This window comes from Cellvibrio sp. PSBB023, assembly GCF_002007605.1.
Lineage (GTDB): Bacteria > Pseudomonadota > Gammaproteobacteria > Pseudomonadales > Cellvibrionaceae > Cellvibrio.
Genome location: NZ_CP019799.1, coordinates 2,554,532 through 2,580,357 on the forward strand (window position 1 = coordinate 2,554,532; position 25,826 = coordinate 2,580,357).

A 25,826-nucleotide genomic window follows, 5' to 3' on the forward strand; every position below is an offset into this window, starting at 1 on the left:
GAACGATTAAGGATTCGGCGCTTCGCGATTTTTTAAATCCGCCTGGATCTGGGCGAGCGTGCTGTTGGTTAAGGGATAAAAACTAATGACCACTACTGCAACCAATGCAATCACACCAGGAATAACAGTTTGCAATAAAGCGATGCCGGTTTGCGAGGCATCGGACTGGGCCTCACGGGCGACATAACCTATGGCTGCCAATACCCACAACATCACGGCAGACCCTAGCGCACCACCCAACTTTTGCGCAAAGGTTGCCGCCGAAAATGTCATGCCTGTGGCGCGGCGACCGGTTTTCCACTCAGTGTAATCCGCCGAGTCCGCATACATGGACCAGGCTAATGGGGATTTAGGGCCAAGCGCCAGGCTAATTAAAATATTCAGCACAAAAATCACAGACACATATTCCGCTGGAACAAAATACATTGCGATGGAGAGCACGCCAACAATCGACATGAGCAACATTAATAATTTGGTTTTATCGACATATTTCGTCAGTAGTGGAGTGATGGCTGCGCCCACACCCAGCGCCAAACCCTGCACAAATAAATAATCTGAAATTAATTCCGGGCGCTGCAAATAATATTTGAGGTAGTAGTAGCTGGAGCCGCCGCGCAGGGTGATGGTCATCATGATCACAATTGCCAAACCAATTAAAATCAACCAAGGGCGATTGTCGAGCAAATCTTTAATATCACCCCAAGGCGATGTTTTTTGTTGTGGCGGTGGCGCAATACGTTCGCGCGTGGAAAAAAAAGTAACGGCAAATGCAATGCCCGCCACCAGACCATAAAGCGCCATGGTCAGTTGCCACCCTAATGACTCATCGCCCGCGCCTAAATACTCCACCAACGGCAAGGTAAATTTATTGACAAGCGTAGTCCCTGCAAACGCGGCAATAAACCGGAAACTGACGAGGGTATTGCGCTCTTGCGGGTGTGCCGTCATGACGCCCGACAAGGATGAATAGGGGGTGCTGAGCACGGTGTAACACAACATCATCAGTGAGTAGGTAATGTAGGCATAAATAATTTTTCCGCTGTCACTTAACTCCGGCGTGCTAAAGGTGATAACAGCAGCACCGGCCATAGGCGCACCGGCAAACAACAGGTAGGGGCGAAACTTTCCCCAACGGGTTTTGGTGCGATCAGCCACAGCACCCATGATGGGGTCGGTAATCGCGTCGACAATTTTGGTCACTAAAAACATTGTGCCCGCAGCAGCAGCCGGTATACCGAATACATCGGTATAGAACACCGCCAAAAAAGAGGCAATGCTGGCCCAATACAAGTTAAATCCCAAATCACCCAGTGCAAATCCCATTTTTTCGCGCAGGGAGAGCCGGGCTAATCGATCATTGGTTGGCGTGGTCATAGGTTATCTCGATTCTGGTTATTGTTGACGATGTGTGGAGTCGCGCTGCTTGATGACATAACCCATATCGATTTGTTTGTTGTCGATGGGTTGCTGGTTTAACGCCTGAATAATCAATTCAGCCGCTTTCACGCCCATTTCATAGCGGCCTACCGCCACACTGGTGAGCGAGGGGTTCACATAGGCAGCGGCTTCAATATCGTTAAAGCCGCAAATCGCCAACTGCTTGGGAATCGCAATATTCATGCGCTGGGCTTCAAACAGGGCACCGAGGGCAAGGTCGTCGTTTGCGCAAAAGACAGCATCAATGCGCCCTTCATTGGCAGCCATCAGACTTTTGAACAATGCACCGCCCAGCGCAATTGATGAAGGCTCGGGAGAGGTGGCAATCAGGTTCGCTTCAAATAGGTCGCGCTTGGCAAGGGCTTGGGTGTAACCGCGAATACGCTGCTGTACCCGCGGGTCCATACGCGCGCCGATAAAACCAATCCGCTGGTAGCCTTGGGCAAGTAGATGCGCCACCACATCCGCACCGGCCAGCAGGTGGGAAAAGCCAATATTCATATCGATGGGATTGGGCAACAATTCCATGATTTGCACGAGGGGTATACGGGATTTGCGCAGCAACTGATCGCAGGCGGGAGTTTGGTCGCCACCGGTGATAATCAGCCCCTCCGGGGATTGGCTGAGCAGGGTGCGCACCATCTTTTCCTCTTCCAGCGGTGAGTAGTGGGTATCCACCAGCAACACCTTGTAACCCGCCGCCCCCATCACTTTGTAAATACCACGCAGCACGTCGGTAAACACCACGTTGCTGAGCGAGGGAATGGCGACACCAATCACCCCCGAGCGCGAAGAGGCAAGTGAGCTGGCGTGCTGGTTGGGGATGTAACCCAGCTCATCTATGGCTTTCTGTACCTTGAGCCGCGCCGCCTCGGACACCTTCTCCGGCTGATTGATAACACGCGATACAGTGATAGGACTAACAGCGGCGGCAAGCGCCACATCGACCAGTGTGATTTTGCCGTCATAACTGCCTTTTTTTGATTTTTTCATGATTATTCGTGCTTTTTGGCAGACGTTATTAGTTGGTTGTGGATTATTGTTTTATACCCTATCACGATCAAAATGATTGCGCTATCATTTGATGGCTAAATCAGCGCTAACCCGCTAGTATCCACCCACTATTACGCCTTACAGCAGCACTCAGGAAGATCAGCGATGCAACCGCACAACCACCCACAGCCCAGCAACCCGGACGCCAACACCTGTTTGATTATTGTGATGGGCGTGTCTGGTAGTGGTAAATCCACCCTCGCCCAGGCGCTGGCCAACCACTACGGTTTTGACTATCTGGATGGTGATGACTTCCACAGTCAGGAGGCACGTGATCGCATGGCACAAGGCCTGCCGCTGGACGATACCATGCGCCTGCCCTGGGTGATGCGGATGCGCGATTACTTCAGCGCGCCCGCCAATGTTGGCAAACATGCCACTTTGGCCTTTTCCGGCCTGAAGCGCGCCCACCGCAATGAGCTACGCAATGCCGGTCGCCGCACTCTGTTCCTGTTCCTTTATAGCGATATTGCAACCATCCAGCACCGGGTTGATAACCGTGCCGGACACTTTATGGCACCCAGCCTGGTTACCAGCCAATTTGACAGCCTGGAGCGCCCGACCCAAGAAGCGGATGTGGTAGATATTGATGTGCGCGCTCCGTTCAACCAGGTGCTGCAGGAGGCGATTGCCGTCATCGACCAACACCTGCTCACCGCCCCACAAACACAGGATATGTAAACCGGGTAAATGGTTGCTTGCATTCGCCGGCGCGCAGTAGAGAATAGGAACTTCCACCCGGCGGATTAATCCAATACATGCCACCCCTTTTACGGAGCAACCTATGCCAGTCGCCAAAATACCTTATCTCAGCGCCCTGTTAATCATTGCCCTGTCACTGTCCGCTTGCGCTGGAAAAACCCAATACCGCACAGCATGCGCCAGCGAGGTGGACGCCGCCTGGAGTGAGTTATCCATCGCCAAAGCAGAGGGCTTTAGTGGTACGGTTAGCTACACCAAAGCTCTGGGGCTCATCACCAGCGCCCGCACCATGCAAACCGTGGAAAATTTTGACAACTGCTATCGCCACGCCAAAGACGCCCGCTTTTATATCCGCGAATCCCGCAAAGGCCAATAAACGACTCACGCCCGCTTACTCGCTGACTTAACCGCAGAGGAGCTGCCATTGCCGTGAAATGCCATTCCATTATTGTCCGAGTGCTGTGCCTGATGCTATTGGTCGCAGTGCCCTGCCTTGCGGGGCAAACACTCACGGCCGCGGTGGATGAAGATATTATTGCGGACTATCAATTGTTTGTTGGCGAGCGCGACCCGCTGGACATTATTCATTTCAGCGGTCCCGGCGCACGGCGCGATGTGGTTGAAATAGTGCTGTTGCAGCAGGCGCTGCATTTGGGGGATTCAAAAGCAAACTGGTGCTGCGACCGGAAAACAGTTACCTGCGCATTTTGCGTTTGGTGCAGGATGGCCAAGTCGCACTCTCTGCGGCATTGGTATGGAAAGCCGATCTCAAAAACTATGAGGATACCCTGCTGATCAGTCCGGCACTGGTGCACGAAGGTGAGTTTATCGCCGGGATCTACACCCACGCCACCAACAGCAATGCCCTCAATGCCAAAACGCCCGAGGCACTACGCCAACTGAGTGCCGCCTCCAACAGCCACTGGAAGGCCGATATTGCCACCCTCCATCAATTGGGCATCAAGAAGATTTACTACTCCACCTACTGGCCGCAAATCGTGCGCATGGTGGTTGCCAGGCGCGCCGATATTACCCTCGCCCCCTTTCAATCGAACCCAGATATGAAAGTACAGGTGAATGATGTGGAGCTGGTGCCCATTCCCGGTATCAAGGTCAGCCTGCCCGGCAGCCGCCATTGGCCGATCAGTAAGAAGCATCCGGAATCTGCAGCTATTTCTGCCGCATTGGTACGCGGTATAGCGGCACTGGAGGCAAACAACACCATCCAGCGCGCTTATGAGGAATCCGGCTTTTTTCATCCGGCCGTGAAGCATTGGACGCTGATTAATCCGCCTGACACTCATTCATCCACAGGCGATTAATCAAACACACTACTCAGCCGCCAAATTCAACGCGCGGCGAATTTTTTCCCAACTCACGTATTTGAAATTTTGCGGGGCTTCCGGCATGACTTTATGGCCGTCCTGCACCACTAACATGCCCTCGGGAAATACGGCACCAAGATTCGCGCTGGTCACTTCCAGCCCATCCGTTTCGGAAACGCCATCGATATTGCGGCCAGCATCCAGAGCGATGTGCACAATACCGCGCAGCGCATAGGGCGCCGTCGCATCCAGCACCACAAAACTGTTATTACCCTGACTGGAAACCACAAGGTAGGATTGATGCTTGCCCTGATAAACCCCCATACCTTCAATATCCGCCACCAGAATCTCACCTGCCGCGAGCACTTTTCCCAAACGGGTTCCAGTGTCAGGCTCAGCGGGAATGGTCCAGAGCGCTACATCTTCCTCGCCCACAAACAAACGTTGATTTTTATCATCGGCGACACAACCTTCCGGCTGACTCTCCACATAAAAACGGCGCTTAACCTGCCCTTGCCATTGCACTGAATTTTTTTGTGATTCGCTCACATTTGCACTCAACAGAATTTGCTGGAACTCACCACTTTTATCATTGGGAATTGCATAGAGCGCGCCATCAGGTTGTGATGCACTGGCGGGCGATTGGTACATGCAAAACCCATAAATTTCTTTCATATCCGTAGCGATGCTACCGGAGAATGTTAATTTTCCGCTGCGTGGATCTATAGTGTAAATCGACAAGCTATTGTCATCGCGATTGGTAGCCACAGCCAGATCGAACACTTTTTTCCCTACTCGAACACCGTAGCGCACATCCACATTATTTAATTTTCCGGTATTAAAATGCTGGACCTCGCGTCCTTGCAAATCGTACACAAACAAACCCTGTTGTTTATTAGTGCCCAACACCAGACTTTTTTGCGGGCGTTTTTTATTCACCCACATTGCCGGGTCATCAGCGGCATCACCAAAGCGCAACATGGATTCGGTTTGTACGTCTGCGGTAACGGAAACAATTGGGTGTGCAGCAACGGCCGCAGGTGCAGCCTGCCATGGCAACTGCAGTGAATGGCTACCGGTTTTTTCATCATTAACGATTAATGCCACGGCCTGCTGTTCAGCCATATAAACTGCTTTAACCACTTCCGGCTCATCGGTTTGCGGCAAGTCAATCAATGGCAGCGGTTTAAATTCGCGCTGTTGGGTTGAATAAAAAGCGAGTTGTTTTTCCTCAGCAATCGCCGCGATCAAACCTTGCGGCACTACCGCCAGCGATTCCACACTACCGGTTAATGTACCAAAAGGTTTTTGCATATCCACTGCAGTACGACCAGGCGATGACTCCTCACTCGCGCCCTGCGCCCAAATACCCACACCTTCTTCGGCGATAAATAAAAGATCCTGCTCGTCATCCACTGCACAGGCTTTACTGTTAGGTGCAATGGGTAGGCGACGCAATAATTGTGCATGCGGATTGCCATTTGCATCCATCACCAACCAATGCTCTGCTGTACCGCGCTCATCCAATAAATACAAAGACAAATTGTCGCCTGCCGCGTGGCTCAAACATATATTTTCAATTTTAAATGCAGGGGTTGGCACACGCAGCAGTTCACGTAACTGACCGGTTGTTTCATCCAACACAATCAATCCGGGCTGTTGCTCCGGTAAAAATACCGTCGCCGCCACCAATGCTTGCGTTGTTTTACCTTGTAGCTGAACATTTACCGGGTAGCGCCAATCCACTAATTCCGCCGCTTGATCCAAATGCGCAAGGGATTCACCGTTTGTCGCACGCCAGTGGATTTGCTGATTATCGCCCACCGTCAAAAACGTGGATTGCTGATTTTTTTTCAAGGGCAAAGGAGCACGCAAGGCCGATGGTGATGGCGCAACGCGCGCTGAAACCGGCAGGGAAAAATGATAAGCGTGACGCGCCAGAGGCGCAGCATTGCCAACCTGATAAGTATCCACGCTTACATTGCCTGCTGCGCTCAGCGTGAATAGGCGATACATGGGGTTATGCACAGATTCATCCGGTATTTTGGTGCGTTCCAAACCGGGAATATGTAAGTAATGCACCTGTCCGATTTTTTTTGAGTGTTGCACGCGGTCCATATCCATGTGTAAATCACCGGAAATAACGGCTGCCACGTTAGGCTCGGCCACAATTGATTTGAACCCAGCATGCGCTATGCCTTTTTCAGCATTCTCAGGAAAAACTCCTTGCTGGGCACTGTGCACAATTAACAATACCGGTTTTGGTTGCAAGCGCTTTACTTGTGCCTGTATCCAGGCAATACCCTGATCATTGAAATCGCGCCCGTGATCGGGTGATGCCAATACCAATGCAACCTCTGGAAACTCCAACACATATTTTGTGTGTGTAATATCCCCCTTACCCTGGTTCCACAGCGATGCAAATTGTAAGAAACGTGCCTCGGTACTTCCGTGCTCCTCATTGCCCATGATGGGGTAAAACGGTTTACGCAATTGCTGCAAGACCGGTGTGGCATTTTCATACTGTACCAACGTCCCTTTATGGGCGATGTCACCCACACCCACCACAAAATCCAAGCGGTTTTTGTCGGCAAATTTATTAATGTCAGCTACCGCGGCAGCAAGATTAGGAAACGCGGGCTCCGGTTTAGGCTCAGCATCACCTAACACCGCAAAGCGTAATACAACTTCATCAGCAATGGCATTTTTTGATTTTACATCGACCGCCAAGGCACCAATCGATAAGAGCAACAATGGCAATAGAGCTATTTTTTTTAAAAACGTAGTCATAAGGAATTTTCCAACACCAGATATTGTTGTGGCTGTTATTGTCTTGTTGAAACACACCGGCACATTGAATAACACAATGCACAGGTGTTATTACAGCCACACAAATTACACACGCAACATTAATTCATTCTTAAAATTGCATAAAGGTAATACCCAATTTATAGGTTGCACCGTAGCGCTCATATTGGGCATTGTAATTACGTGTATTGACATAGCTGTAATATACCTCGTCGGTTAAATTCAGCGCTTCAAAATGCAGTTTGATTGATTCAGTAACGTAATAGCGCAATGAGAAATCCAATTGGATCTGGTCATCCACATAGGTATCTTTTTTTGCATCCAAGGTATCAAGAACTTCCAACAAATAGTTGGATTTATAATTTGCCGATAAACGCATGCTGATCAAATCAGACTCATACCCCACCATCAAGTTCGCCGAGGTGTCTGATTGACTAGGCAGGGGAATATCCCGTGCAATAAATTCACCCTCGTCATAACCGCCAATTTCTGCCGTGGAGTCAACAAACGTAGCATTACCACCAATTAATAATCCGTCCCAAGGGGCAGGTAATTGGGTAAATTGTTTAGAAGCAGCCAGTTCAATACCAAACAACTCAGCGGTTTTGCCATTAGCAAATGTCTGTGCTTTGTCAAACGCCTCGTAACCCGGCGTTTTTCCCAAGTCCACGTCGTAAACAAAGTTTTTAATATCTTTATAAAACACAAAGGCTGATATTACGCTGGCAACCCCAGGATAATGCTCAATACCCAGATCAAGATTACTGGACTCCAATGATTTTAAATCCGGGTTACCAAATTCCTTTTCATCACCTTCAATTAAGGTGCCGGGCGACAACTGTGCAAAACCGGGGCGAACTACAGAATTAGTCCATGCGGCACGCACCTGGGTTTTATCATCAACACTGTAGCGAATATGCAGTGCCGGTAAAAAATAATCGTCAGAGTTACTGAAGCGCTGGGCGGTTGCTACCTCGTCCTCACTATTATATGAAAACCCATCAGCAGTAAAATCGGTATTCTCGTAACGCACACCGGTAAGCAAGCGCCAGTTATCTATATCGATTCGCCCCATCACATAGGCAGCAGAAGTGTCTTCAGTAATATCGTAATCACCAATGACGCTCTCTTCCGGATTATCCTCCAGCGTATCTATTGCCGCTTTTACTGCACCGGCATTAATTTGATTGCCAAACTGGCCCAACTTGTAATCTACCGGTGAACCAGAAAATGCACTCAGTGAAGTATCGCCCAGAAATTCTTCACTCGCCCAAACCGTCACATCATTATCCTTGTTTCTTGCCTGATGTTTGGCTCCAAATTTTAGTTGCGCCGCATTGTTACCTAGCTCCAGCTCGCGGGTGAAATCCAGATTCACCGCAGTGCTTTCATCATTGGTATTGGCACTACTCAACTCAACCTCATCCAATTTGTAACTGGCGCTTTGATAAAACTCGGCAGGAGCAGACAAACTTATTTTCTTGCTGTTGCTGTAGGAAACATCAAACGCCTCATCAGCAATCACGTCGTCATCAATTTTAAATACGGCGCCAGCAATGTTCTGCGGCTCGTCTTCGCTGGATTTGCTGTAAGCAACACGATAATCCACGGTCCAATTATCCAAGCGGGTTTGACCACCTAAAGACGTCGACAGAATTTTTTGAGTTTCAGTACGATCCTTTAATTCACGCTGTACTTCTGCAGAATTAAATTCTCCCACTGCGACTGAGGTACCATCTCTTTCCCCCTCGTCATCTTCCTCAAAAAATTCAATGACATTCGCCAAGCGAATTTCCGAATCAGTATATTCACTGTATAGATTGCGCCAGTATAAATCTGTATTGTCGGTGGGCTTGTAATCCAGATTCAAGGTAACGCCCGAGCGCTCGCGGGTAATGCGATAGTCACGCTGCTCCAATTCTTCCAAACCCGCTTCACCGCCTTCAAAATCCCATGCGCCACCGGTCTCGACATTATCCGAACCAAATTTGCGTTTAAAAGAACTCACGCCAAACGCGATGCCAGCATTTTTTTCGCCATTGCCGATACTAAATTGGTTGCTTGCGGTAGCGGCCACTTTAGGGCTGTACTCTTCGGTATTTTCATCAAAACTACCTTCGGCGGTTAACTGGTAAAAAAATCCATCGCGATCAAATGCTGACAAGCTTTGCACATCAATGCTGCCACCCAGTGAGTTGGCATCCATATCCGGCGTTAAGCTTTTGGTCACCGTCAGGTTTTCCAATAAATCTGACGGAATCACATCCAATGCCACAGCGCGACGATCTGCATCCGGCCCCGGTACACCCACTCCATTAATAGTGACAGCGTTATAATCCGGGCTCATGCCGCGCACGCGCACATAGCGCCCTTCCCCTTGATCACGCTCAATAGACAAACCAGGCAAACGCTGTAGTGATTCGGAGACATTGGTATCCGGAAATTGGCCAATTGCATCAGCGGATACAGCAGTAATAATATTGTCCGCACTGCGCTGTTTATTCAGCGATTTATTAATACCCGCAGCCTGACCAATTACAATCACGTTTTCAACCAGACCCGACACACCCTGCAACTGAAAATTAGCGCGTGTGGTTTTTAAATCCTCGACGACTATAGCGCGCGCTATATTGTCAGCACCTATGTAACTGGTCTCCAGGGTATATTGACCCGGTTTTATATCGGCAAAAACGAAACGGCCATCACGTTGACTTACCGCTTCGCGATTTAATTCTTTAATGCGTACCTTAGCGCCTTCCAAGGCGATGCCTTTATCCGTAGCTTTTATTTGACCTTCAATGCGCCCATCGGCTGCTGCTTGAACAGCAACACCTGCGATAACCAATGCCAGGCAGGTTTTATTAAACAAAGTCAGTGATGCGTTTTTCACAATAAGTCCCCAAGCGAATAATGAATTTCAACATCGCCAAACTAGGGTTCCTCTGTGACACTTCTGTTACCTCAATCAATAACCCGCACAAATATCCTGAGCTAATTTGCCTCCCCTACATCTCAATCAAGTCGACATTAAAATAATTTTCCGCCGTCATAAAAATGTCACTATTGTTTGCTAAGGGTGTCATCACTCAATTGCAGTGGACTCTCTTACCATGCTCGCACTACACAAATGGAAATTACTTTTCCTTGCCTTGGTAACCAATCTGGCCTTGGTTGGCAGCCTTGCCAGTGGCGACATGAAAACTGCCGCCCAGTGGAATTGGCTGGATATTGTTGGCGAAGGCGGCCTGATACTGTTGGCGTTAATTTGGCTGCTACTGATTTTGCACAGCCGCCCCTCAGGGCGGGTAACACAATTTCTCAGCCTGGGGCTTAGCGCTATTTTTATTGCCGGCTTTCAGGACTGGCTCGATGAATTTATTTCTTTTCCGGATAACGCCCTCTGGGATCACTGGATAGAATCCGGGTTTATGCCAATCGGCCTGGTATTATTAACCTTCGGTATTTACCACTGGCACAAAGAACAATTGCTGATCACCGAGCAATTGCGCAAGCGTGAACGTTTGTTCCGTGAACATCGCGGGCTGGATATCACCACCAGCTTAAGCGGCGCACATTATTTACGCGCGCAACTACAGCATGAACTGGCCAAAGGCGAGCATACAAACTCACTTGCATTGGTATTGATTGATATTGATAATTTTGCGCAGATCAATCGCCACTACGGCAACCGTGAAGGAGACAATTTACTGCACGCATTGAGTGAATTATTGTTATTGAACATTCGCCGTAATGATTTACTTTGCCGCTACGCTGGTGATCGTTTTGCACTACTACTCCCCAACACCGGCACACTGATGGCCAATACGATTGCTGCCGAAATATCCCAAGCCGTGCGCCACTTTGCCTTCAAACCACAGCAACAACAGGACAGTATTTTTCATTCTGTAAGTATTGGCATTGCCTTTAGCAGTGGCCAAAGCGCCACAGCGGACACACCAGACACGCTCATCGCTCGCGCCACCCATGCACTGCTACGCGCCAAAGAACAGCGCGATCTGCATCAACCACGGGCAGCCTGATATGGTGGTGACAACTGAATTACCGCTGCGCCAGATGCCACAAGCTTATTACGAACGCGATACAGCCATCATTCCATCCAGCTATTGGCCTGCCACATTAATTGATTTGGCCATCACTCGCGCCATACCGGAGCATAAACTGCTGCGCCATACTGGTATTTTTTGTGAGGATTTCTTTCACACAGATCACCGCATCTGTCCGGAACAATTGCTGCAGTTGATTCATAATATTCAAAAAAATTACACTGCTCATGACATCAGCTTTTTATTAGGCCATCAATTGTTACCCAGCAATATGGCCAACCTTAACCAGCAACTGGTAACAGCCCGTAATCTCATCGAACTAATCGATGAGTTGATTGAACATCAACACATAGCTTGTCCGCTTATTAATATCCGGTGCACCTATGAAGGCGATCAATTAGTTATCTGTTGGCAAGATGCTTGCGGCGCAGAAGATGCATTCATATTTTTAGTAGAGACAATGACAACAGCTATTTGCAGCATGACTCGCTGGCGATCCAACACTCGCCTCCCCTGGACACTATACTTTGCACATAAAAAACCCGAGTACATTGAACAATATCAAGTGCATCTTGGTAGCGACTTGCATTTTGATTGCCAGCGCAATGCGATGAGCATTGCGCGCGATTATTGTTATCAGGCCTGGACAACAATACATACAACACACACTGATGATATGCTGCCATACCCTCTGGATATTCCCAGCAAAGGCTTTTTAACAGAAGTTTATGACTACCTGAATAACAATATTTCTACGGCACCAAATCTGGAACAAACCGCTGCCGATTTCGGTATGAGTTGCGCCAGCTTCAAACGCAAACTAAAAAAACACCGCAGCCACTTTCAAGCAATTTATGATGCAGTACGCAAGGATTTGGCCGTATATTGGATACACAAGGAAGGCTGGAGCAGCGAACAAGTTGCGCAACGATTACATTTTCACGATGTGGCAAACTTGCGCCGCGCCTTCAAAAAATGGACAGGATTAACACTACTTGCCGCACGACATTAACCCGTAAAAATCACAGGCGATCAGCCGGATGATTAACCCCATCATTCACCGGCACATCAGGGATAAGAAAAGGATTTACCCCTTCCAAACAACCAACGTTGTAGCCATAAAGATTAGTATCCGAACGGCGCTGGTGATGGGTATAAATACCGCACACAGAACAGAAATAATGCTTGGCTTTATTGGTATTGAATTGATAAAGCTTAAGCACATCCTCACCTTTAACAACCCGTATACCCGACAAAAAAGCCGACGCCATCACCGTACCCTTTCGCCGACAGATAGAACAATCGCATCGACGTGGGTCAACAATGCCATCCGGCAAATCAATCTCTAATTCCACCGCACCACAATGACAAGTGGCTTTGTGTGTTAACTGAATATCAGTATCACCTACACGTTTAATCATAAGACAACTCTCTTTTCTGCACTATAAAATTCAATCACTTTTTCTTCACCACAAGAATCACATGCACACCTTGTTGCATCATATCCATTGCCTATTTTGTTATACATTGCAGTCACGGGATTTCTCCCTGTCATTGCATAGAATTTCTTAATTTATTACTTATTCAAACCATACCAGCCCTTTATATGGACTAACTAATAATGAGTCCAAACGGCTTTGTAAGTTTCCTGAGTGAATTTCCAGTTTATGTCCATCAGGATCAAGAAAATATAATGAGTTACCTTCACTTTTATTCTGCTTCCACTCCACTACATTTTCAGCACGCAGCTTATTTGCAAAGAAAGTAAAATCGTCTGCGGCAATATCCAGTGCGATGTGACTGTAATCCTGACTGGGTGCGACATTATCGCAAGATAGGCAAAACCAGATATTTCCTAGACACAGATAGGCACCACCATCCCAGCGAACGCGAGGTTTCATACCTAGAACTTGTGTATAAAATGCAAAAGAACGCTCCAAATTGCTTACCGCAATTGTGATATGGTTCAACCCAACCAGCATAACTCCACCTCCTTTTCGGTATTAACTACGATAAAAAATTAAGGCCGCGATAACTCAATCAGGTTACTGGTAAGGCTGTAAAAATCGGCGCCCATTTTCCCCACGCTGTTCAAATCTGACTGGTTGATAAAGCCACCCTGCCAAAGAGAGTCATCCACAAAAATAGTTTTTACATCCAATAGTGCAGCACTGCCGCCCATTGGTAGGCTGCTGAAACGAACCACTTCGCGCAGCGTGCATTCATAGCGCACTAATGCGCCTTTTACTGAGGGCGGTTTAACACTGTAGCTTGCACATTGCTCAAGCTGGGCAAACTCAAATTCACTTTGATCCGCAGGAAGTGAGGCGCAGGTTAAATTCATTTTTTCTAATAATTGCGCATTTACTATATGCACAACACACTCGCCGGTATCAAGCAAATTAACCAGCGTATCCTTATCGCCGCCAACACGCGGATTCACTTGGGAATACCAGAGGATTGGCGGATTGCAACTGGCCACATTGAAAAAGGAGTAAGGCGCGATATTGGCAATGCCTGATTTGGACAAGCTACTGATCCATGCAATAGGACGCGGGGTGATACCGCCGACCAACAGGCGATAAATATCTTGCGGGTTTAACTGTGAGGTTTCAAACAACATAATCGCACTCCAGGAATAAGCTACTGCTTTTCTACCCTAGTATGCCGATGATAACAATAAAAAAGGAGCCTTGCGGCTCCTTGGTGGGTGACTACGCGCTTAGTTCTTGCTGTCTTTCGGCAGCGAGTTGAGCGAGACAATGCGGGTTTTACTGATTTTGTGGCGATAGATTTCGCGCAGGTATTTGATTGCTTTTTTTACGCTGTCGCGCGACAGGCGAATATCATTGATTGAACAGAACTTCTCCGAGTCATTGATGAGCTCACGGTATTTTTTCTCGTACATGGGTTTGATGGCATACCAGTTTGTATCAAGAATTTTTGCCGGATTTTCGTATTCGTTGAGCATTTTATCCACCAGTGCCTCATCGAACTCGTCAGCGCGAATAAATTCGAGCATGGCGGCATCCAGTTGCTCATCAAAGCGATAGGCATCTTTGGCGAAGCAGCGCTTGATAAAGGCGACAATCAACGTCAGGAAATCATCGCTCAAGCAAGGGCTTTTTACGATCAGGGTGGTCAAGGAAATATTGGCTGATGCACCTATGACCAATGCGTAGCGCTTGAGCGTGGTATTGGGGAAAAGCGCATTCAAATGGGATTTGAGTTTATTCAAATCCATATAACTCAGTTTGTAATCTTTGGGCAGAGAGATAATCGAGACAACGGACGAGCAGTTCTTGAAGAAATGCAGGTCTTTTAGTTCGTTCGCATCGTAACCTTTTTGCAAATACTTGCTGAGCGCTTCGCGATAGCGGACAGACTCGATGGGTAACAAACTGATACCTTCAATTGCCTGGGTGACTTTATTGAAGTGCGGCAGGTCGATGGAGCGATAAAATAAATCATCGATATTCAGTTCACCGATTTTTTTAGTGTCTATGCCGCGCAATTTATCAACACCCTGCGGAATATTGGCGGGAATAACCGATTCAGCATAGGCAACCGCTACGGGGCCAGCCAGGCTCATAAACAGGTCATTGGCATCCAGGCGGATGGTTTCACCAATGTCGATACCGGCGCGGCGGAAATAGTTTTCGTCGTAATCGGTGGTTACGGCTTGGGCGGTGAGGATGTTAAAAATTTGCTGGGAAATATATTGGTTGGCGTATTTCTCCATGGCGTTAACATCGATGTGCTGGATGGCGCCTTCATCGGTTTCTTCGGCGTAGCGCATGATGTCGTTGGAGATCAGCATCATGGCATTCCAGGGACGAATGCGGTGCATTACGCTGGCTTCACTGCTGTCTTCATTGTCGAAGTTGTAGGAGAAGTCCCACTCTTCCGATAAATATTTACACAGCAATCGTCCGGCATTGATATGCAATGCTTCTGACATTTCCACGCCGTGATCGGAAATATTGGGCAGGATACATATGCCGCTGGTGAAAATTGGCTCAAACACAAACGAGTGGCCGCGATTGGTATTGTCTTCGGTTTGGGCGCGCACGTCGAAGGTTTTGCTCATGTAGGCGTATTGCTGGGCCAAGCCAAATTCGCTGGCCATACCCGAACCGGTACCGCCGCCTGCACTGAAGATATAAAAATACAAACGCGATTGGTTGGCTTTAATACCGCAAGAATCAATCAGGTACGAATGTACAAATTTCCAATCGGGATTGGAAAAGCGCTGGGTATCTTTGTTCAGGATAATTTTGGCCAGGTATTGCCCGAGAATGGGTGCGTTGCCTGAACCGCCAGCATGGACTTCAGACAAGTCCATGATTTTCATTTTGGTGTAATCCTTGAGGAAACCGGCGCGCTCACCCTTGTGCGAAAAGCGGATACGGCCTTCGATATCCTTATCCAAATCGCCCAGCATCACCAGCGGCTCAATTAAAAATACCGGTTTGAGTTGATGCGAGCCTTTCAGGTGCAAACTGCGCTTGATCCAGCGCATGGGCATGTGATCAGGCTCGCGCACTTCTTTTTCTTCGCTGAGGAATTCATTCAGGTAAAAATTGCGCGCGTTGTAGACCAAACTCGCCACATCCAACGCAATATTGGAACCGCAGCGCCCCAAGCCAATCAGGCACACCGAAGGAAACTGCGGTTGTTTTTGATCGTCAACATCTTGTTGGTTGATCAGGTGCGGGTAGACGCTGGTGCGCAGGGTATCCAGGTTGTACAGGATTTTATTCAAATCCCGCTCAGTGAAATACATGTAGCTATTGCCGTTGGCGTTGGTCAGCGGAGGGTGAATAACCTCCACTTCTACCTCGGGGCTGGCAGTGATGACATCGTCCTGTTCGGCAGGTTCTTGGGGGCGAGAGGTCTTTTTGGTAGCCATCGGTTGCGGATCCTTTTTACGAGCGACAAGGTTGTGCGCGACAATGCGCGATATTTTTTATGGGTATTCAACGGCCGACTATAGCCAGACTACTAAACACCCTTAACGCTAGTCGCGACTGGCAACAATTACAAATGCGCCAACCCTGTCACAGTAAAAAAAACCGCAATAACAGCTAAAACTGGCCTATCACCGCCCTAAAAGCCTCGCTATTCCGTTATCACACTCAACAGCGGCTGGTTAACGCGCTGGTTCAGTGCCGCCAATACCGCACCATCGCGGGCATAGATATCTGGCTTGAAAGCCACTTTTGATTCGCTCACGGCATCCACTGTCCAATAGGCGAGCATGATGGGCACCCGCTTGACGAGTGTTACATTGCGGGTTTTACCGGAAGCGAGTGCAATGCGGGAACTGTTCCAGTCAGGGTTTTCTGACAGCAACAAATCCACCAACTCCAGCGCGCGCTCCACGCGGATGCACCCCGAACTGAAAGCGCGCTGGCTTTTGTTAAATAACTTTTGATGAGGCGTATCGTGCAGGTACACCGAATAAGGATTGGGGAAACGGATCACCGCCTTGCCCAAGGCGGCATCCGGGCCCGCATCCTGACGCAGGGTGACATTACCGGGGCGATTCCAGTCGATCGTTGCCGGATCCAGCTGTTTGCCATTGCTATCGAGCACGCGAATATTGTGTTCACGCAGGTAGTTCAGATCCTTGCGCAGCTTGGGCAGGATATCCTTACGCAAAATAGTGGGGGGAACCGTCCAGGTAGGATTGAGAGTGATGTAGTTGACCTCGGATTTAAAGACAGGCGTAGTGCGATATGACATCCCCACCTGCACCCGCGATCGCCACGCTTCTTTGCCGCCTTTGAAATAGGTGATTTTGAAACCGGCGATATCCACCAATAACAAATCGTCAGGAATGTTGTGCAGCAGCCAGCGCGCACGGTCAAGATTGACGCGGATTTGATCCACGCGGGATTGCGCCGACACATTTAACGCGGCGCGCGTCGCCGGGCCTATGGCACCGTCGTCATCCAGGTATTGATCGCGCTGGAACTGTTTCACCGCGGCCACCAGGTATTCATCGAACACCTCATCGCTATTAACCGGCGCAGCACTACTGCTGCTCGCTGAACTGCTGTCGGTACTTGCGGCCACCGATGTTACAACGGCATCAGCCGATGCATCGCCTTCGCTGCTAGCGGCCGAGCTGGCTTGCGCACTGGCGCTATTGGCGGCAATACACTTGGCCACGGCTTCGTCTTGCTCGTGTGGCGAGACGGGTAAATAGTCACCGGTTGCCAGTAAACGCTGACGTAAAAAACTCACCTGCGGATCAATCATACAGGGCTTGAGCGTAGGGCCCGCTGGCAGTGAAGGCCAACCGCCGGCAGCAGCCAGTTGGCGATAGCGCGCCAATCCAGCCTTTAAACTGGCATAGGCTGGATGCTGGGGGCGGGTCTGGGCAAAGATATCGGCAATGCGACTCGACTCAACACCTTCATTCATCAATCCCGCTACCACCAATGGCGAGAGTTCATTCAGCTCAAAGTTCCACTGGGGGTCAAGTCCGGCCGGATTCACCTTGCCATTAAAAAGATGATAGAGCGCACGCAGATAGGCGTTGGTCGCCAGGAGCTCCCACTCCACCTGTTCGCTCGCTGGAGGCTGCCGATCTATTTGCAGCTGATCATGCATTTGGCGCAGGAAGGTGACGGAGTAATCCTCCGGTTCAAGGCCATCGGCAACCAGACCTTCCAGCGCCTCAATGAGCGCTTGCAAGCGTACCGGGTCTGTCCAGACCGGCTGATAACCGCGCTGCTCATAAAAACTGCCTACGGCCTGCGCCACCGGACTGACCGGTTTTATCGACAGCGGATCACCCACAGGAACCTGCAAGGCCAGCACACGTGATTCCAAGGCCTGCACTAACAGACTATTCGCCACACCGCGCAGACTGGTGTCAGTCTCCCTGGCGTCTTGTGCCGTGACAGACAGGCTTATCACCAAGCCCAAGGTTAATAACAACCGCATAAACGAGCGCTCCTGCACGCTTGAAAAAACAACATGAATCTCACAAAACGACAACAAACGGCCCAAACCCAGCATGATTTTTGACCAATTGTTATTTGCCGCACCTCTTTCATGATGCTAGCATTCAAACGCTTACCGCTATAGTGCCGGTAACAACATAAGTTCACCTAGCAGGGCCGCTACAACTTTAATAACCCAGTGTGTCCGGGGATGTCCATGTTGTACTCATTTTTCAGGGCCTTGTCTTTTTCGGCCGGCCTACTGGCATTGTGTTGTGCCAGCGCTTTCGCTAATCAGGATCGTACGCAAAACCCGTTTATGCATCCGGCGTTTGGCAAAGACCCATCCTTTCTGAATTTGGTTGATCGCCTGACCCGCGCAGCACCTGCCGCTAACCCCCAAGTGATAAACATGGCGCTCACCGCGCTTGATTGCGCCATCAAAAATGGCATGGAGCCTGCGCGCAACCTGACACTGATCGACTATTCCCTCGCTTCCACCCAAAAGCGCCTGTGGGTGTTTGACTTGATTAATGGCAAGTTGCTGTTCCACGAACTGGTGGCTCACGGCAAAAATACCGGTGAGAACTTTGCCCGTCATTTCTCCAACACCTATGGCAGCTTGCAAACCAGCCTTGGCCTGTTCCGTACCAAAGAAACCTACATGGGTGCCAATGGCTATTCACTGCGGATGGAAGGATTGGAAGAAGGCTTTAACGATAAGGCTATGGAGCGCGCCATTGTTTTCCACGGTGCGCCCTATGTGGATTTAAAACTGGCCCAAAAGCTCGGCCATTTGGGCCGCAGCTATGGCTGCCCAGCGGTGCGTAACGGCATTGCCCGCAAGGTGATTGACACAATTAAGGGTGATCAATTCCTGTTTTCCTACTATCCTGATAAGCACTGGCTGGCATCATCCAAGTTTTTAAATTGCAGCGGTCGCGAACAACTGGCACAACAAGATTTCCGCTAAATACGCCTCCCCTCAATGGAGCCTGCACAGGACGATGCAGGCGCCAACCAGATGTCTGTTAAGACATGTTAATCAAACCCTCATTAATCAGATTAATTTATCAAGCTGTGTAAAACCTGTCGCTGATCGACAGGCGAGCAGTTATATATAGTCAATGTGATTACAAGCATAACAACGATTAGATAGTTCAAGGGGAAAACACACCATGAAAAACAACCCATTAAAAAATGCAGTCGCGCCGGTTTTATTGGCTTTTGCGGCTTGCTCCATCAGTACCCTCACCCTTGCTGCCGACGACAGCAAAAAAGAACCCTGGCAACTCGCCGAGGAAACCGAAGTATGGGAGCCTGTACCGCCGGTAGTATCCACGCCGGTTAATGCAGCGCCCTCCGACGCCGTAGTGTTGTTCGATGGCAAAGACCTGAGCAAATGGGAGTCAGTCAACGGCGGTGCCGCGGCTTGGACTGTTGGGAAAGGCGCGCTGACAGTAGCGGCCGGTAAAGGCGATATTCGCACCAAAGAATCCTTCTGCGATGCGCAACTGCACATCGAATGGAAAACCCCGACCAAGATTACTGGTGCCGATGGCAAATTGCTGGAAGGCCAAGGCCGCAGCAACAGCGGTGTGTTCTTCCAGGAACGCTACGAAATCCAGGTGTTGGATTCCTACAACAACAAAACCTACCCCAACGGTCAGGCCGGTTCGGTGTACAAGCAAACTATCCCGTTGGCAAACGCCACCCGTGCACCGGGCGAATGGCAGACTTACGACATTATTTTTACCTCGCCCAAATTTGATGGTGACAAGCTCACCAAACCCGGCTACGTGACTGTGCTACATAACGGTGTTCTGGTACAGAACCATGTTGAAATCCAGGGCGCTACCGCATGGATTGGCAAGCCGGTTTACGAAGCTCACGGCTGTGCGCCACTGCGCCTGCAAGACCACGGCAATCCAGTTAGCTTCCGTAATATCTGGCTGCGCAAACTCTAATTCCTCCCGTTTTATCTGTCCGCTGACAGTTTGATCTTGTAGAAACTGTCAACTTCTTTGCGCCGCAGCTAACACTGCGGCGCTTTTTTCATGACATCGCACTGGTATAGATTATGTCTCTACTTAAAAAAACCGCACTGCTAGGCTCGCTGATCGCCCTTGGCATGCCGCTCTATGCACAAAACCCCGCCGATTTTTTCAAGGCTAACAGCGCTTGGGTGACCACCACCAAAGCCAGTGCCGTAGGCAATAAATTACAACTGGCTCCCACCAGCAAAGACGGTACTATTCTCGCTCTCAATGCCAGCAGCAGCGAACATCTGGTTGCCCACGAGTGGCTGGGCGATTCCGTGCTTGATACGGAGTTTTTGGTCACTGAAGGCAGCGATGCAAAATTGTTTATTCAAGGCCGCTACTCGGTTGATTTAAAAAATATCACCAACGAATGGCAGCATTTGCGCGCTAAATTTCGCGCACCACGCTATAACGAAGCCAGTATCAAAACCGAACCAGCCTTGATTCTGGAAGTAACCATTAATGGCGAGCCGGTGTTGACGAATGACATCCGCACCGGCCTGAGCGAAGGCTCCAGTATTCCGTGGGAAGGTTCGGGCGGTCCGACCAGTTTTCTGGTCAAAAAAGGCCAGTTGGCACTGCGTAACTTCACCCTGGCAGGTGCCGATTTCTCGCTGGTTAAACCACCCAAAGCCTCAGGCGAAGCCACCAATGAAAAAGAGCTGGTGGATTTTGTCGCACTGGGTAAAGAAACCTTTGACTCTGTCGGCTGTAATGCTTGTCACTTGATTTCCAAGGATGACAGCGGTGTCAGCACCGGCCCTAACCTCTATGGTTTGTTCAAACGCGAACCGCGCAACCGCGAAGTCGTGGAAGGCGGCGAAGGTCATCGCTTCACCATCAAAGCGGATCGCCAATACCTGCACCGCAGCCTGCGTGAACCGGAAGCACAATTAGCCATTGCCGAGAGCGGCGCTAAAAAAGGCGAAGCCTTCCTGCCGATCATGCCCGCGTTTTCCGCGCAGGTATTGAGTGATATGCAAATTGATGCGATTGGCGATTACCTCGCGACCCTGAACGTTCCTGCCGAACAGGGCCCGGCAATTAAACTGCTCGCACAGACCGGTGCCGAAGAATACGACCCAGTAAAAGATCGCCTGCAATTTTTAGTGGGCGATGAAGTGCGCATCCAGCGCGGCCCCATGGCATTGACCGGCGAATTCGGCAGTTCTGGCCGCGCTATTCATGTGGGCACTCCTTGGGGTGTGAACTACACCTTTGACCCACGCCTGCTCGCCATCACCAAAATTTGGCAAGGCGGCTTCCTGGACATGACCGGCGAGTTTTTGAATCGCGGCGGCAAAGGTTTAAAGATGGGCTACGAAAGCCGCGAAATTAATCTGGGTAGCAAGCCCTTTTTAATCGCGCCGCTGAATGCCAAAAGCGAAGCCATTGATTTCTCCTTCAAGGAAGCTCGCTTTGGCGATGCCGCTACCGTAAAAGCCTCACTCGATAGCAAAGAAGACCACTTGGCGCGCGTTGCCGCTATGGATGCCCAATTCCTGGGTTACAGCCGCGACTCCAAGCAAAAACAGCAGTTGCCGAGCTTCCAGTATCGCGTAGGCAAAAACACCCTGGACATACGCACAACTATCGCCGCCGATGGCACAGTAACCGTTAACCTCACGGGTGAGCTGGGCAGCCCACAAACCTTCGCGCTCAATAGTGATGCATTGCAAAACATTGCCAGCAAACAAGGTCAGCTTGCCAATCAGCAATGGACTTTACCCGCCGGTAAAACCAACGCCACCTTGACCGCCAAAATGACGTTGGCAAATAATGCCTGGCGCCCGGAAGCGGTGAAGTTTGACTATCGCAAACAGCCGGTAAAAATCACCGAATCCAAGGCCAATATGCCGGCAGGTTACAGCGTAGAAAGCTACTACCCGCCCAAAGACAACTTTGGCCGCGAGCAATTATTTGAAGCGCTGGGCCTGAGCCTGACTGAAGACAACACGGTAGTAATTGCTACCCGTACCGCCGGTATCTGGCGCCTGGTGAAAGGCCAATGGCACCTGTTTGCCGACGGCACTTTTGACAGTCTGGGTGTAATCGCCGAGGACAAAAAAGGCCTTAGCGTGGTTGTGGGTCAAAAAGCCGAGTTGACGCGCATCAGCGACACCAACGGCGACGGTATTGCGGATAAATACGAAACCCTGTTCGATGCCCACTCCTATCACGGCAACTATCACACCTACATGCACGGCCCAACCCGTGGCAGCGACGGCGCCTACTACATCAGCCTGAACCTGGCCCACGACGACAGCGGCTCCAGCTACAAGGCTGGCGGTCAATACATGGGCACCCAGGGCGGCATGGGCGGCTGGAATATCCGCGTAGAACCCAATGGCAAATTCACCCCATGGGCTTACGGCCTGCGCAGCCCCGCCGGTTTGGGCACAGCGCCTGATGGTCGCATCTGGTACTCGGATAACCAAGGCGAATACATGAGCACCTCCAAGATTTTTGTGCTCGAAAAAGGCGCCTACTACGGCCATCCATCCGCGTTGGTTGACCTGCCCGGCGTAACACCGGAGATAGCCGAAAAAACCCGCGACAGCATGCTCGATAAACGCACCGATGCGATTATTCTGTTGCCACACAACCGCGTAGCCAACTCGCCCGGCCACCCGGCGTGGGATACCACCAAAGGCAAATTCGGCCCCTTCACTGGGCAAATGCTGATGGGCGATCAAACCCAATCCAACTTGCTGCGCATTGCCGTACAAAATGTGGATGGCAAAGAGCAAGGCAGCGTTATGCCATTTATTGATGGTTTGGAATCCGGTGTAATGCGTCCACTATTCCTGAAAGATGGCAGCCTGCTGCTCGGTCAAACCGGCCGCGGCTGGCAGGCAAAAGGCGGCCATGTCGCCAGCCTTCAGCGCATTGTGTGGGATGGCAAAACCGTCGCACCAGCGATTCACGAAATGCTGGCAACAGCGACCGGCTTCAGCCTGCAATTAACCCAGCCACTGGCGGCCTCCATCACCAGCGATGCGCTCAAGTCACTGCTGGCGCTGGAGTCCTGGGTATACCGTGATGCCGCCGAGTACGGTTCGGATGAACTGGGCATGCAGAAAGAAACCATCAGCGCCCTGCGCATCAGTGCTGATCGCAAAAGTATCGAGATTGATTTAGCATCGCTGGCACAGGCAAAGGTTCACCCACACCAAACTGCGCGGGTGTATCATGCCAACCTCGACAGCAAGACACTATTTACCAAAGATGCACCGGAAAAAATGGAAGCGTATTACACACTCTATAAATTTCCTGCTGCTAAAAATTAATTTTCTACAAATTATCCACTTGCGATAAAAATGGAATCCGGCATTTGCTCCGGGACCATCGGAGACAGGATGTCGACGCTGAGCCTACAGGGGTGCAGTGCACGTTAAGCAAAACATGTTTTGCGTGCACGGAACGCCCACAATTTATTGTGGGCAGGCCCCGAAGGGAATTCACGGCGTGTCCCGGAGTGAATGACGGAGTCCATTTATCTATCAGCGAAGGTTTTTTGTAGATAGCGATTAAGGACATACATGAAACACTTCCGTTTGACCCCGCTAATTGCAGCACTAATCACCCTGCCCGCTTTATCCGCCACCGAAGAATTAATCGTTACCGGCAGCTACAGCCCGGTCACGAATGAACAACTGTCCTCGTCTGTTTCGGTGTTAAATCAAGAACAACTACTGCAACTAAGCAATCACAGCTTGATTGATGCACTGCGCCAAATTCCAAGCCTGTGGGTGGAAGAACAAGGCGGCCCCGGCGGCGTGACCTCCATCAATTTACGCGGTTCGGAAGCCAACCACACACTGGTACTGCTCGACGGCGTGCAATTAAATGACCCCACCAATAGCCGTGGCGGCGCCTTTGATTTAAAAGGCATTAATATCGAGTCCATCGAACGCATTGAAATTATTCGCGGCGCACAATCCGCCATCTACGGTTCCGATGCCCTCGCCGGTGTCATTCACATCATCACTAAAACACCGGGCAAACAATCCACCACCTTGAATGCCAGTATCGGCGAAGACGATTACGCCAGCACCGGCGTGGCCGCGAGCGGCACAATCGGTCAAGTAGGTTATGCATTCAATATTCAAACCACTGATGCAGGTGAACCCGTTGTGGGCAGCACCGCAAAAAACAAAGAATTTTCGGGCCGTTTGAATTGGCAACAGGAAAACCATGCGTTGAATTTTAGTTATCGCTATTTTGATGGCGAACGCACCAGTTTCCCCGAGCAAAGCGGTGGGCCGGAATATGCACAGCAGCCAGATCTGGACAGCGGTGAATACACCGATAAAAGCGCAGCCCTTAGCTGGACTATGCAAGTTAACGATTTCTGGCAAAGCAAAACCAGCGCGAGCTGGTATCAGCGCGATGAAAATCAAACAACACCCGGCATCTTGCCGTTTGACCCCATACCACCTAACGGTGCAGTTATTGATTTTGAACGCACCCAATTCAGTTGGATCAACACCCTCGGCGATCAACAAAAAACCTGGGCGAACATTGGTGTAGAAACCAAACGCGAAGATGGTATTAGCCAGGGTTATTTATTCGCACCGGATGTATTCCCCTTGAATTTCGCATTGGATCGCGAAATAAACAGCGCGTTTATCAACGTGAATAGCTATGTGGTCGATAACTGGCTGGTGCAAGCCAGCCTGCGCCGTGACGATGCCGATAATGTCGCCGCCAACGACTCCGGTCACATAGGAACACGCTACAAAATTAACGACCACATTTCCTGGTTTGCCAACTGGGGGCAAGGCTTTAAATTGCCCAGCTTTTTTGCACTCGGTCACCCGTTTGTCGGCAACCCCGATTTACTGGAAGAAACTGTCACCACCGCGGATACCGGTATTGAATATACGCGCGACTTAATCAGCGCCCGCTTCAGCGTGTTTAATCACAAATACAAAAACCTGATTGATTACGACGGCGAGAACAATACCAACGTCAACCGCCCACCGGTAAAAACCCAAGGCGTGGAAGCAGAACTCAATTGGCAATTACTGCAAAACTTGCACTGGCGCCTCCACGGCAGCTACGCCGATATCGACATGCCCAGCTCAACCACCCACCTGCTTGGTCGCCCACAAGCCACCTACGGCAGCGCGCTCTACTACACCCTGAATGATGCATGGTCATTCAACCTTAACTACCTGCGTGTGGATGAACGCTTTGCGGTTAGCCGTTACACCGGAATTGGCGTAGAAGAAATTCTGGATGCCTACAACCGCATCGACGCTAACATCCGTTGGAACATCAACACCAATACCCAACTTGGGTTGACGCTGGAAAACCTCGCCGACGAAACCTACTACACCGACATAGGCTTCCCCGCTCCCAGGCGCTTGGCAAAACTGAACCTGCGGTTAAGTTTTTAATTTTAGATGCAGCATAAACAAAAACGCCCAAGCA

18 protein-coding genes are annotated in these 25,826 nt (G+C 50.0%); 9 read left to right on the plus strand and 9 right to left on the minus strand.

Annotation, left to right across the window (positions count from 1 at the left end; all coding sequences use genetic code 11):
- Nucleotides 1-6 precede the first annotated feature (6 nt).
- Together B0D95_RS11195 and B0D95_RS11200 are read right to left on the minus strand one after the other, a co-directional pair.
- Nucleotides 7-1,374: an MFS transporter gene (locus B0D95_RS11195; protein ID WP_078043961.1), complete on the minus strand. Its 1,368-nt coding sequence runs from the start codon at nucleotides 1,372-1,374 to the stop codon at nucleotides 7-9.
- A gap of 18 nt (nucleotides 1,375-1,392) precedes the next feature.
- A complete protein-coding gene (locus tag B0D95_RS11200) occupies nucleotides 1,393-2,430 on the minus strand; it encodes a LacI family DNA-binding transcriptional regulator (protein WP_078043962.1) in 1,038 nt (345 codons plus the stop codon).
- Between the two features lie 165 nt (nucleotides 2,431-2,595).
- Between B0D95_RS11200 and B0D95_RS11205 the strand changes: the two genes are divergently transcribed.
- The 3 genes from B0D95_RS11205 (at nucleotide 2,596) to B0D95_RS11220 (ending at nucleotide 4,514) form a co-directional block, all read left to right on the plus strand.
- On the plus strand, nucleotides 2,596-3,171 hold the full coding sequence (locus B0D95_RS11205; protein WP_078043963.1) for a gluconokinase: 576 nt from the start codon (nucleotides 2,596-2,598) through the stop codon (nucleotides 3,169-3,171).
- A 103-nt stretch (nucleotides 3,172-3,274) separates the two neighbouring features.
- On the plus strand, nucleotides 3,275-3,568 hold the full coding sequence (locus B0D95_RS11210; protein WP_078043964.1) for a hypothetical protein: 294 nt from the start codon (nucleotides 3,275-3,277) through the stop codon (nucleotides 3,566-3,568).
- 298 nt (nucleotides 3,569-3,866) lie between these two features.
- Complete coding sequence (locus tag B0D95_RS11220; RefSeq protein WP_078043966.1) at nucleotides 3,867-4,514, plus strand: hypothetical protein; 648 nt, start codon at nucleotides 3,867-3,869, stop codon at nucleotides 4,512-4,514.
- Between the two features lie 9 nt (nucleotides 4,515-4,523).
- Here the strand turns inward: B0D95_RS11220 and B0D95_RS11225 are convergent, their stop codons facing one another.
- A complete protein-coding gene (locus B0D95_RS11225; RefSeq protein WP_210403616.1) occupies nucleotides 4,524-7,307 on the minus strand; it encodes a phytase in 2,784 nt (927 codons plus the stop codon).
- A gap of 130 nt (nucleotides 7,308-7,437) precedes the next feature.
- Nucleotides 7,438-10,215, minus strand: a complete 2,778-nt coding sequence (locus B0D95_RS11230; protein WP_078043967.1) for a TonB-dependent receptor — start codon at nucleotides 10,213-10,215, stop codon at nucleotides 7,438-7,440.
- Between the two features lie 220 nt (nucleotides 10,216-10,435).
- Here B0D95_RS11230 and B0D95_RS11235 point away from each other — a divergent pair, with 220 nt between their 5' ends.
- Nucleotides 10,436-11,365: a diguanylate cyclase domain-containing protein gene (locus B0D95_RS11235; protein WP_078043968.1), complete on the plus strand. Its 930-nt coding sequence runs from the start codon at nucleotides 10,436-10,438 to the stop codon at nucleotides 11,363-11,365.
- Between the two features lies 1 nt (nucleotide 11,366).
- A complete protein-coding gene (locus B0D95_RS11240) occupies nucleotides 11,367-12,401 on the plus strand; it encodes an AraC family transcriptional regulator (protein WP_168172438.1) in 1,035 nt (344 codons plus the stop codon).
- Between the two features lie 10 nt (nucleotides 12,402-12,411).
- Here B0D95_RS11240 and B0D95_RS11245 read toward each other — a convergent pair whose 3' ends face one another.
- The 5 genes from B0D95_RS11245 to B0D95_RS11265 all read right to left on the minus strand — a co-directional run bounded on the left by B0D95_RS11245 (nucleotide 12,412) and on the right by B0D95_RS11265 (nucleotide 18,346).
- A complete protein-coding gene (locus B0D95_RS11245; RefSeq protein ID WP_078043970.1) occupies nucleotides 12,412-12,810 on the minus strand; it encodes a GFA family protein in 399 nt (132 codons plus the stop codon).
- 159 nt (nucleotides 12,811-12,969) lie between these two features.
- The gene (fos, locus tag B0D95_RS11250) at nucleotides 12,970-13,371 is read right to left on the minus strand and encodes a fosfomycin resistance glutathione transferase (RefSeq protein WP_078043971.1); all 402 of its coding nucleotides are present in this window, start codon (nucleotides 13,369-13,371) and stop codon (nucleotides 12,970-12,972) included.
- Between the two features lie 38 nt (nucleotides 13,372-13,409).
- Nucleotides 13,410-14,012 (minus strand): flavin reductase family protein, encoded by a 603-nt coding sequence (locus tag B0D95_RS11255; protein WP_078043972.1) that lies wholly within the window; start codon nucleotides 14,010-14,012, stop codon nucleotides 13,410-13,412.
- Nucleotides 14,013-14,111: 99 nt separating this feature from the next.
- Nucleotides 14,112-16,301 carry a hypothetical protein gene (locus B0D95_RS11260; RefSeq protein ID WP_078043973.1) on the minus strand — a complete coding sequence of 730 codons (2,190 nt, stop codon included), beginning with the start codon at nucleotides 16,299-16,301 and terminating at the stop codon, nucleotides 14,112-14,114.
- A 209-nt stretch (nucleotides 16,302-16,510) separates the two neighbouring features.
- The gene (locus B0D95_RS11265) at nucleotides 16,511-18,346 is read right to left on the minus strand and encodes a murein L,D-transpeptidase (protein WP_246841585.1); all 1,836 of its coding nucleotides are present in this window, start codon (nucleotides 18,344-18,346) and stop codon (nucleotides 16,511-16,513) included.
- Nucleotides 18,347-18,562: 216 nt separating this feature from the next.
- Here B0D95_RS11265 and B0D95_RS11270 point away from each other — a divergent pair, with 216 nt between their 5' ends.
- From B0D95_RS11270 to B0D95_RS11285, 4 genes are all read left to right on the plus strand, one after another.
- Nucleotides 18,563-19,318 carry a murein L,D-transpeptidase catalytic domain family protein gene (locus tag B0D95_RS11270; protein ID WP_246841586.1) on the plus strand — a complete coding sequence of 252 codons (756 nt, stop codon included), beginning with the start codon at nucleotides 18,563-18,565 and terminating at the stop codon, nucleotides 19,316-19,318.
- A gap of 205 nt (nucleotides 19,319-19,523) precedes the next feature.
- Nucleotides 19,524-20,312 carry a DUF1080 domain-containing protein gene (locus B0D95_RS11275; protein ID WP_078043975.1) on the plus strand — a complete coding sequence of 263 codons (789 nt, stop codon included), beginning with the start codon at nucleotides 19,524-19,526 and terminating at the stop codon, nucleotides 20,310-20,312.
- 113 nt (nucleotides 20,313-20,425) lie between these two features.
- Entirely contained in the window at nucleotides 20,426-23,677 is a 3,252-nt protein-coding gene (locus B0D95_RS11280; protein ID WP_078043976.1) for a cytochrome c, read from the plus strand.
- A gap of 252 nt (nucleotides 23,678-23,929) precedes the next feature.
- Nucleotides 23,930-25,792 (plus strand): TonB-dependent siderophore receptor, encoded by a 1,863-nt coding sequence (locus tag B0D95_RS11285; protein WP_078043977.1) that lies wholly within the window; start codon nucleotides 23,930-23,932, stop codon nucleotides 25,790-25,792.
- The last annotated feature ends 34 nt before the right edge of the window (nucleotides 25,793-25,826 follow it).

Coding starts and splice junctions, on each gene's coding strand:
- B0D95_RS11195 (WP_078043961.1), bottom strand. CDS start 1,374: ATGACCACGCCAACCAATGATCGATTAGCCCGGCTCTCCCTGCGCGAA.
- B0D95_RS11200 (WP_078043962.1), bottom strand. CDS start 2,430: ATGAAAAAATCAAAAAAAGGCAGTTATGACGGCAAAATCACACTGGTC.
- B0D95_RS11205 (WP_078043963.1), top strand. CDS start 2,596: ATGCAACCGCACAACCACCCACAGCCCAGCAACCCGGACGCCAACACC.
- B0D95_RS11210 (WP_078043964.1), top strand. CDS start 3,275: ATGCCAGTCGCCAAAATACCTTATCTCAGCGCCCTGTTAATCATTGCC.
- B0D95_RS11225 (WP_210403616.1), bottom strand. CDS start 7,307: ATGACTACGTTTTTAAAAAAAATAGCTCTATTGCCATTGTTGCTCTTA.
- B0D95_RS11235 (WP_078043968.1), top strand. CDS start 10,436: ATGCTCGCACTACACAAATGGAAATTACTTTTCCTTGCCTTGGTAACC.
- B0D95_RS11240 (WP_168172438.1), top strand. CDS start 11,367: ATGGTGGTGACAACTGAATTACCGCTGCGCCAGATGCCACAAGCTTAT.
- B0D95_RS11245 (WP_078043970.1), bottom strand. CDS start 12,810: ATGATTAAACGTGTAGGTGATACTGATATTCAGTTAACACACAAAGCC.
- fos (WP_078043971.1), bottom strand. CDS start 13,371: ATGCTGGTTGGGTTGAACCATATCACAATTGCGGTAAGCAATTTGGAG.
- B0D95_RS11255 (WP_078043972.1), bottom strand. CDS start 14,012: ATGTTGTTTGAAACCTCACAGTTAAACCCGCAAGATATTTATCGCCTG.
- B0D95_RS11260 (WP_078043973.1), bottom strand. CDS start 16,301: ATGGCTACCAAAAAGACCTCTCGCCCCCAAGAACCTGCCGAACAGGAC.
- B0D95_RS11265 (WP_246841585.1), bottom strand. CDS start 18,346: ATGCGGTTGTTATTAACCTTGGGCTTGGTGATAAGCCTGTCTGTCACG.
- B0D95_RS11270 (WP_246841586.1), top strand. CDS start 18,563: ATGTTGTACTCATTTTTCAGGGCCTTGTCTTTTTCGGCCGGCCTACTG.
- B0D95_RS11275 (WP_078043975.1), top strand. CDS start 19,524: ATGAAAAACAACCCATTAAAAAATGCAGTCGCGCCGGTTTTATTGGCT.
- B0D95_RS11280 (WP_078043976.1), top strand. CDS start 20,426: ATGTCTCTACTTAAAAAAACCGCACTGCTAGGCTCGCTGATCGCCCTT.
- B0D95_RS11285 (WP_078043977.1), top strand. CDS start 23,930: ATGAAACACTTCCGTTTGACCCCGCTAATTGCAGCACTAATCACCCTG.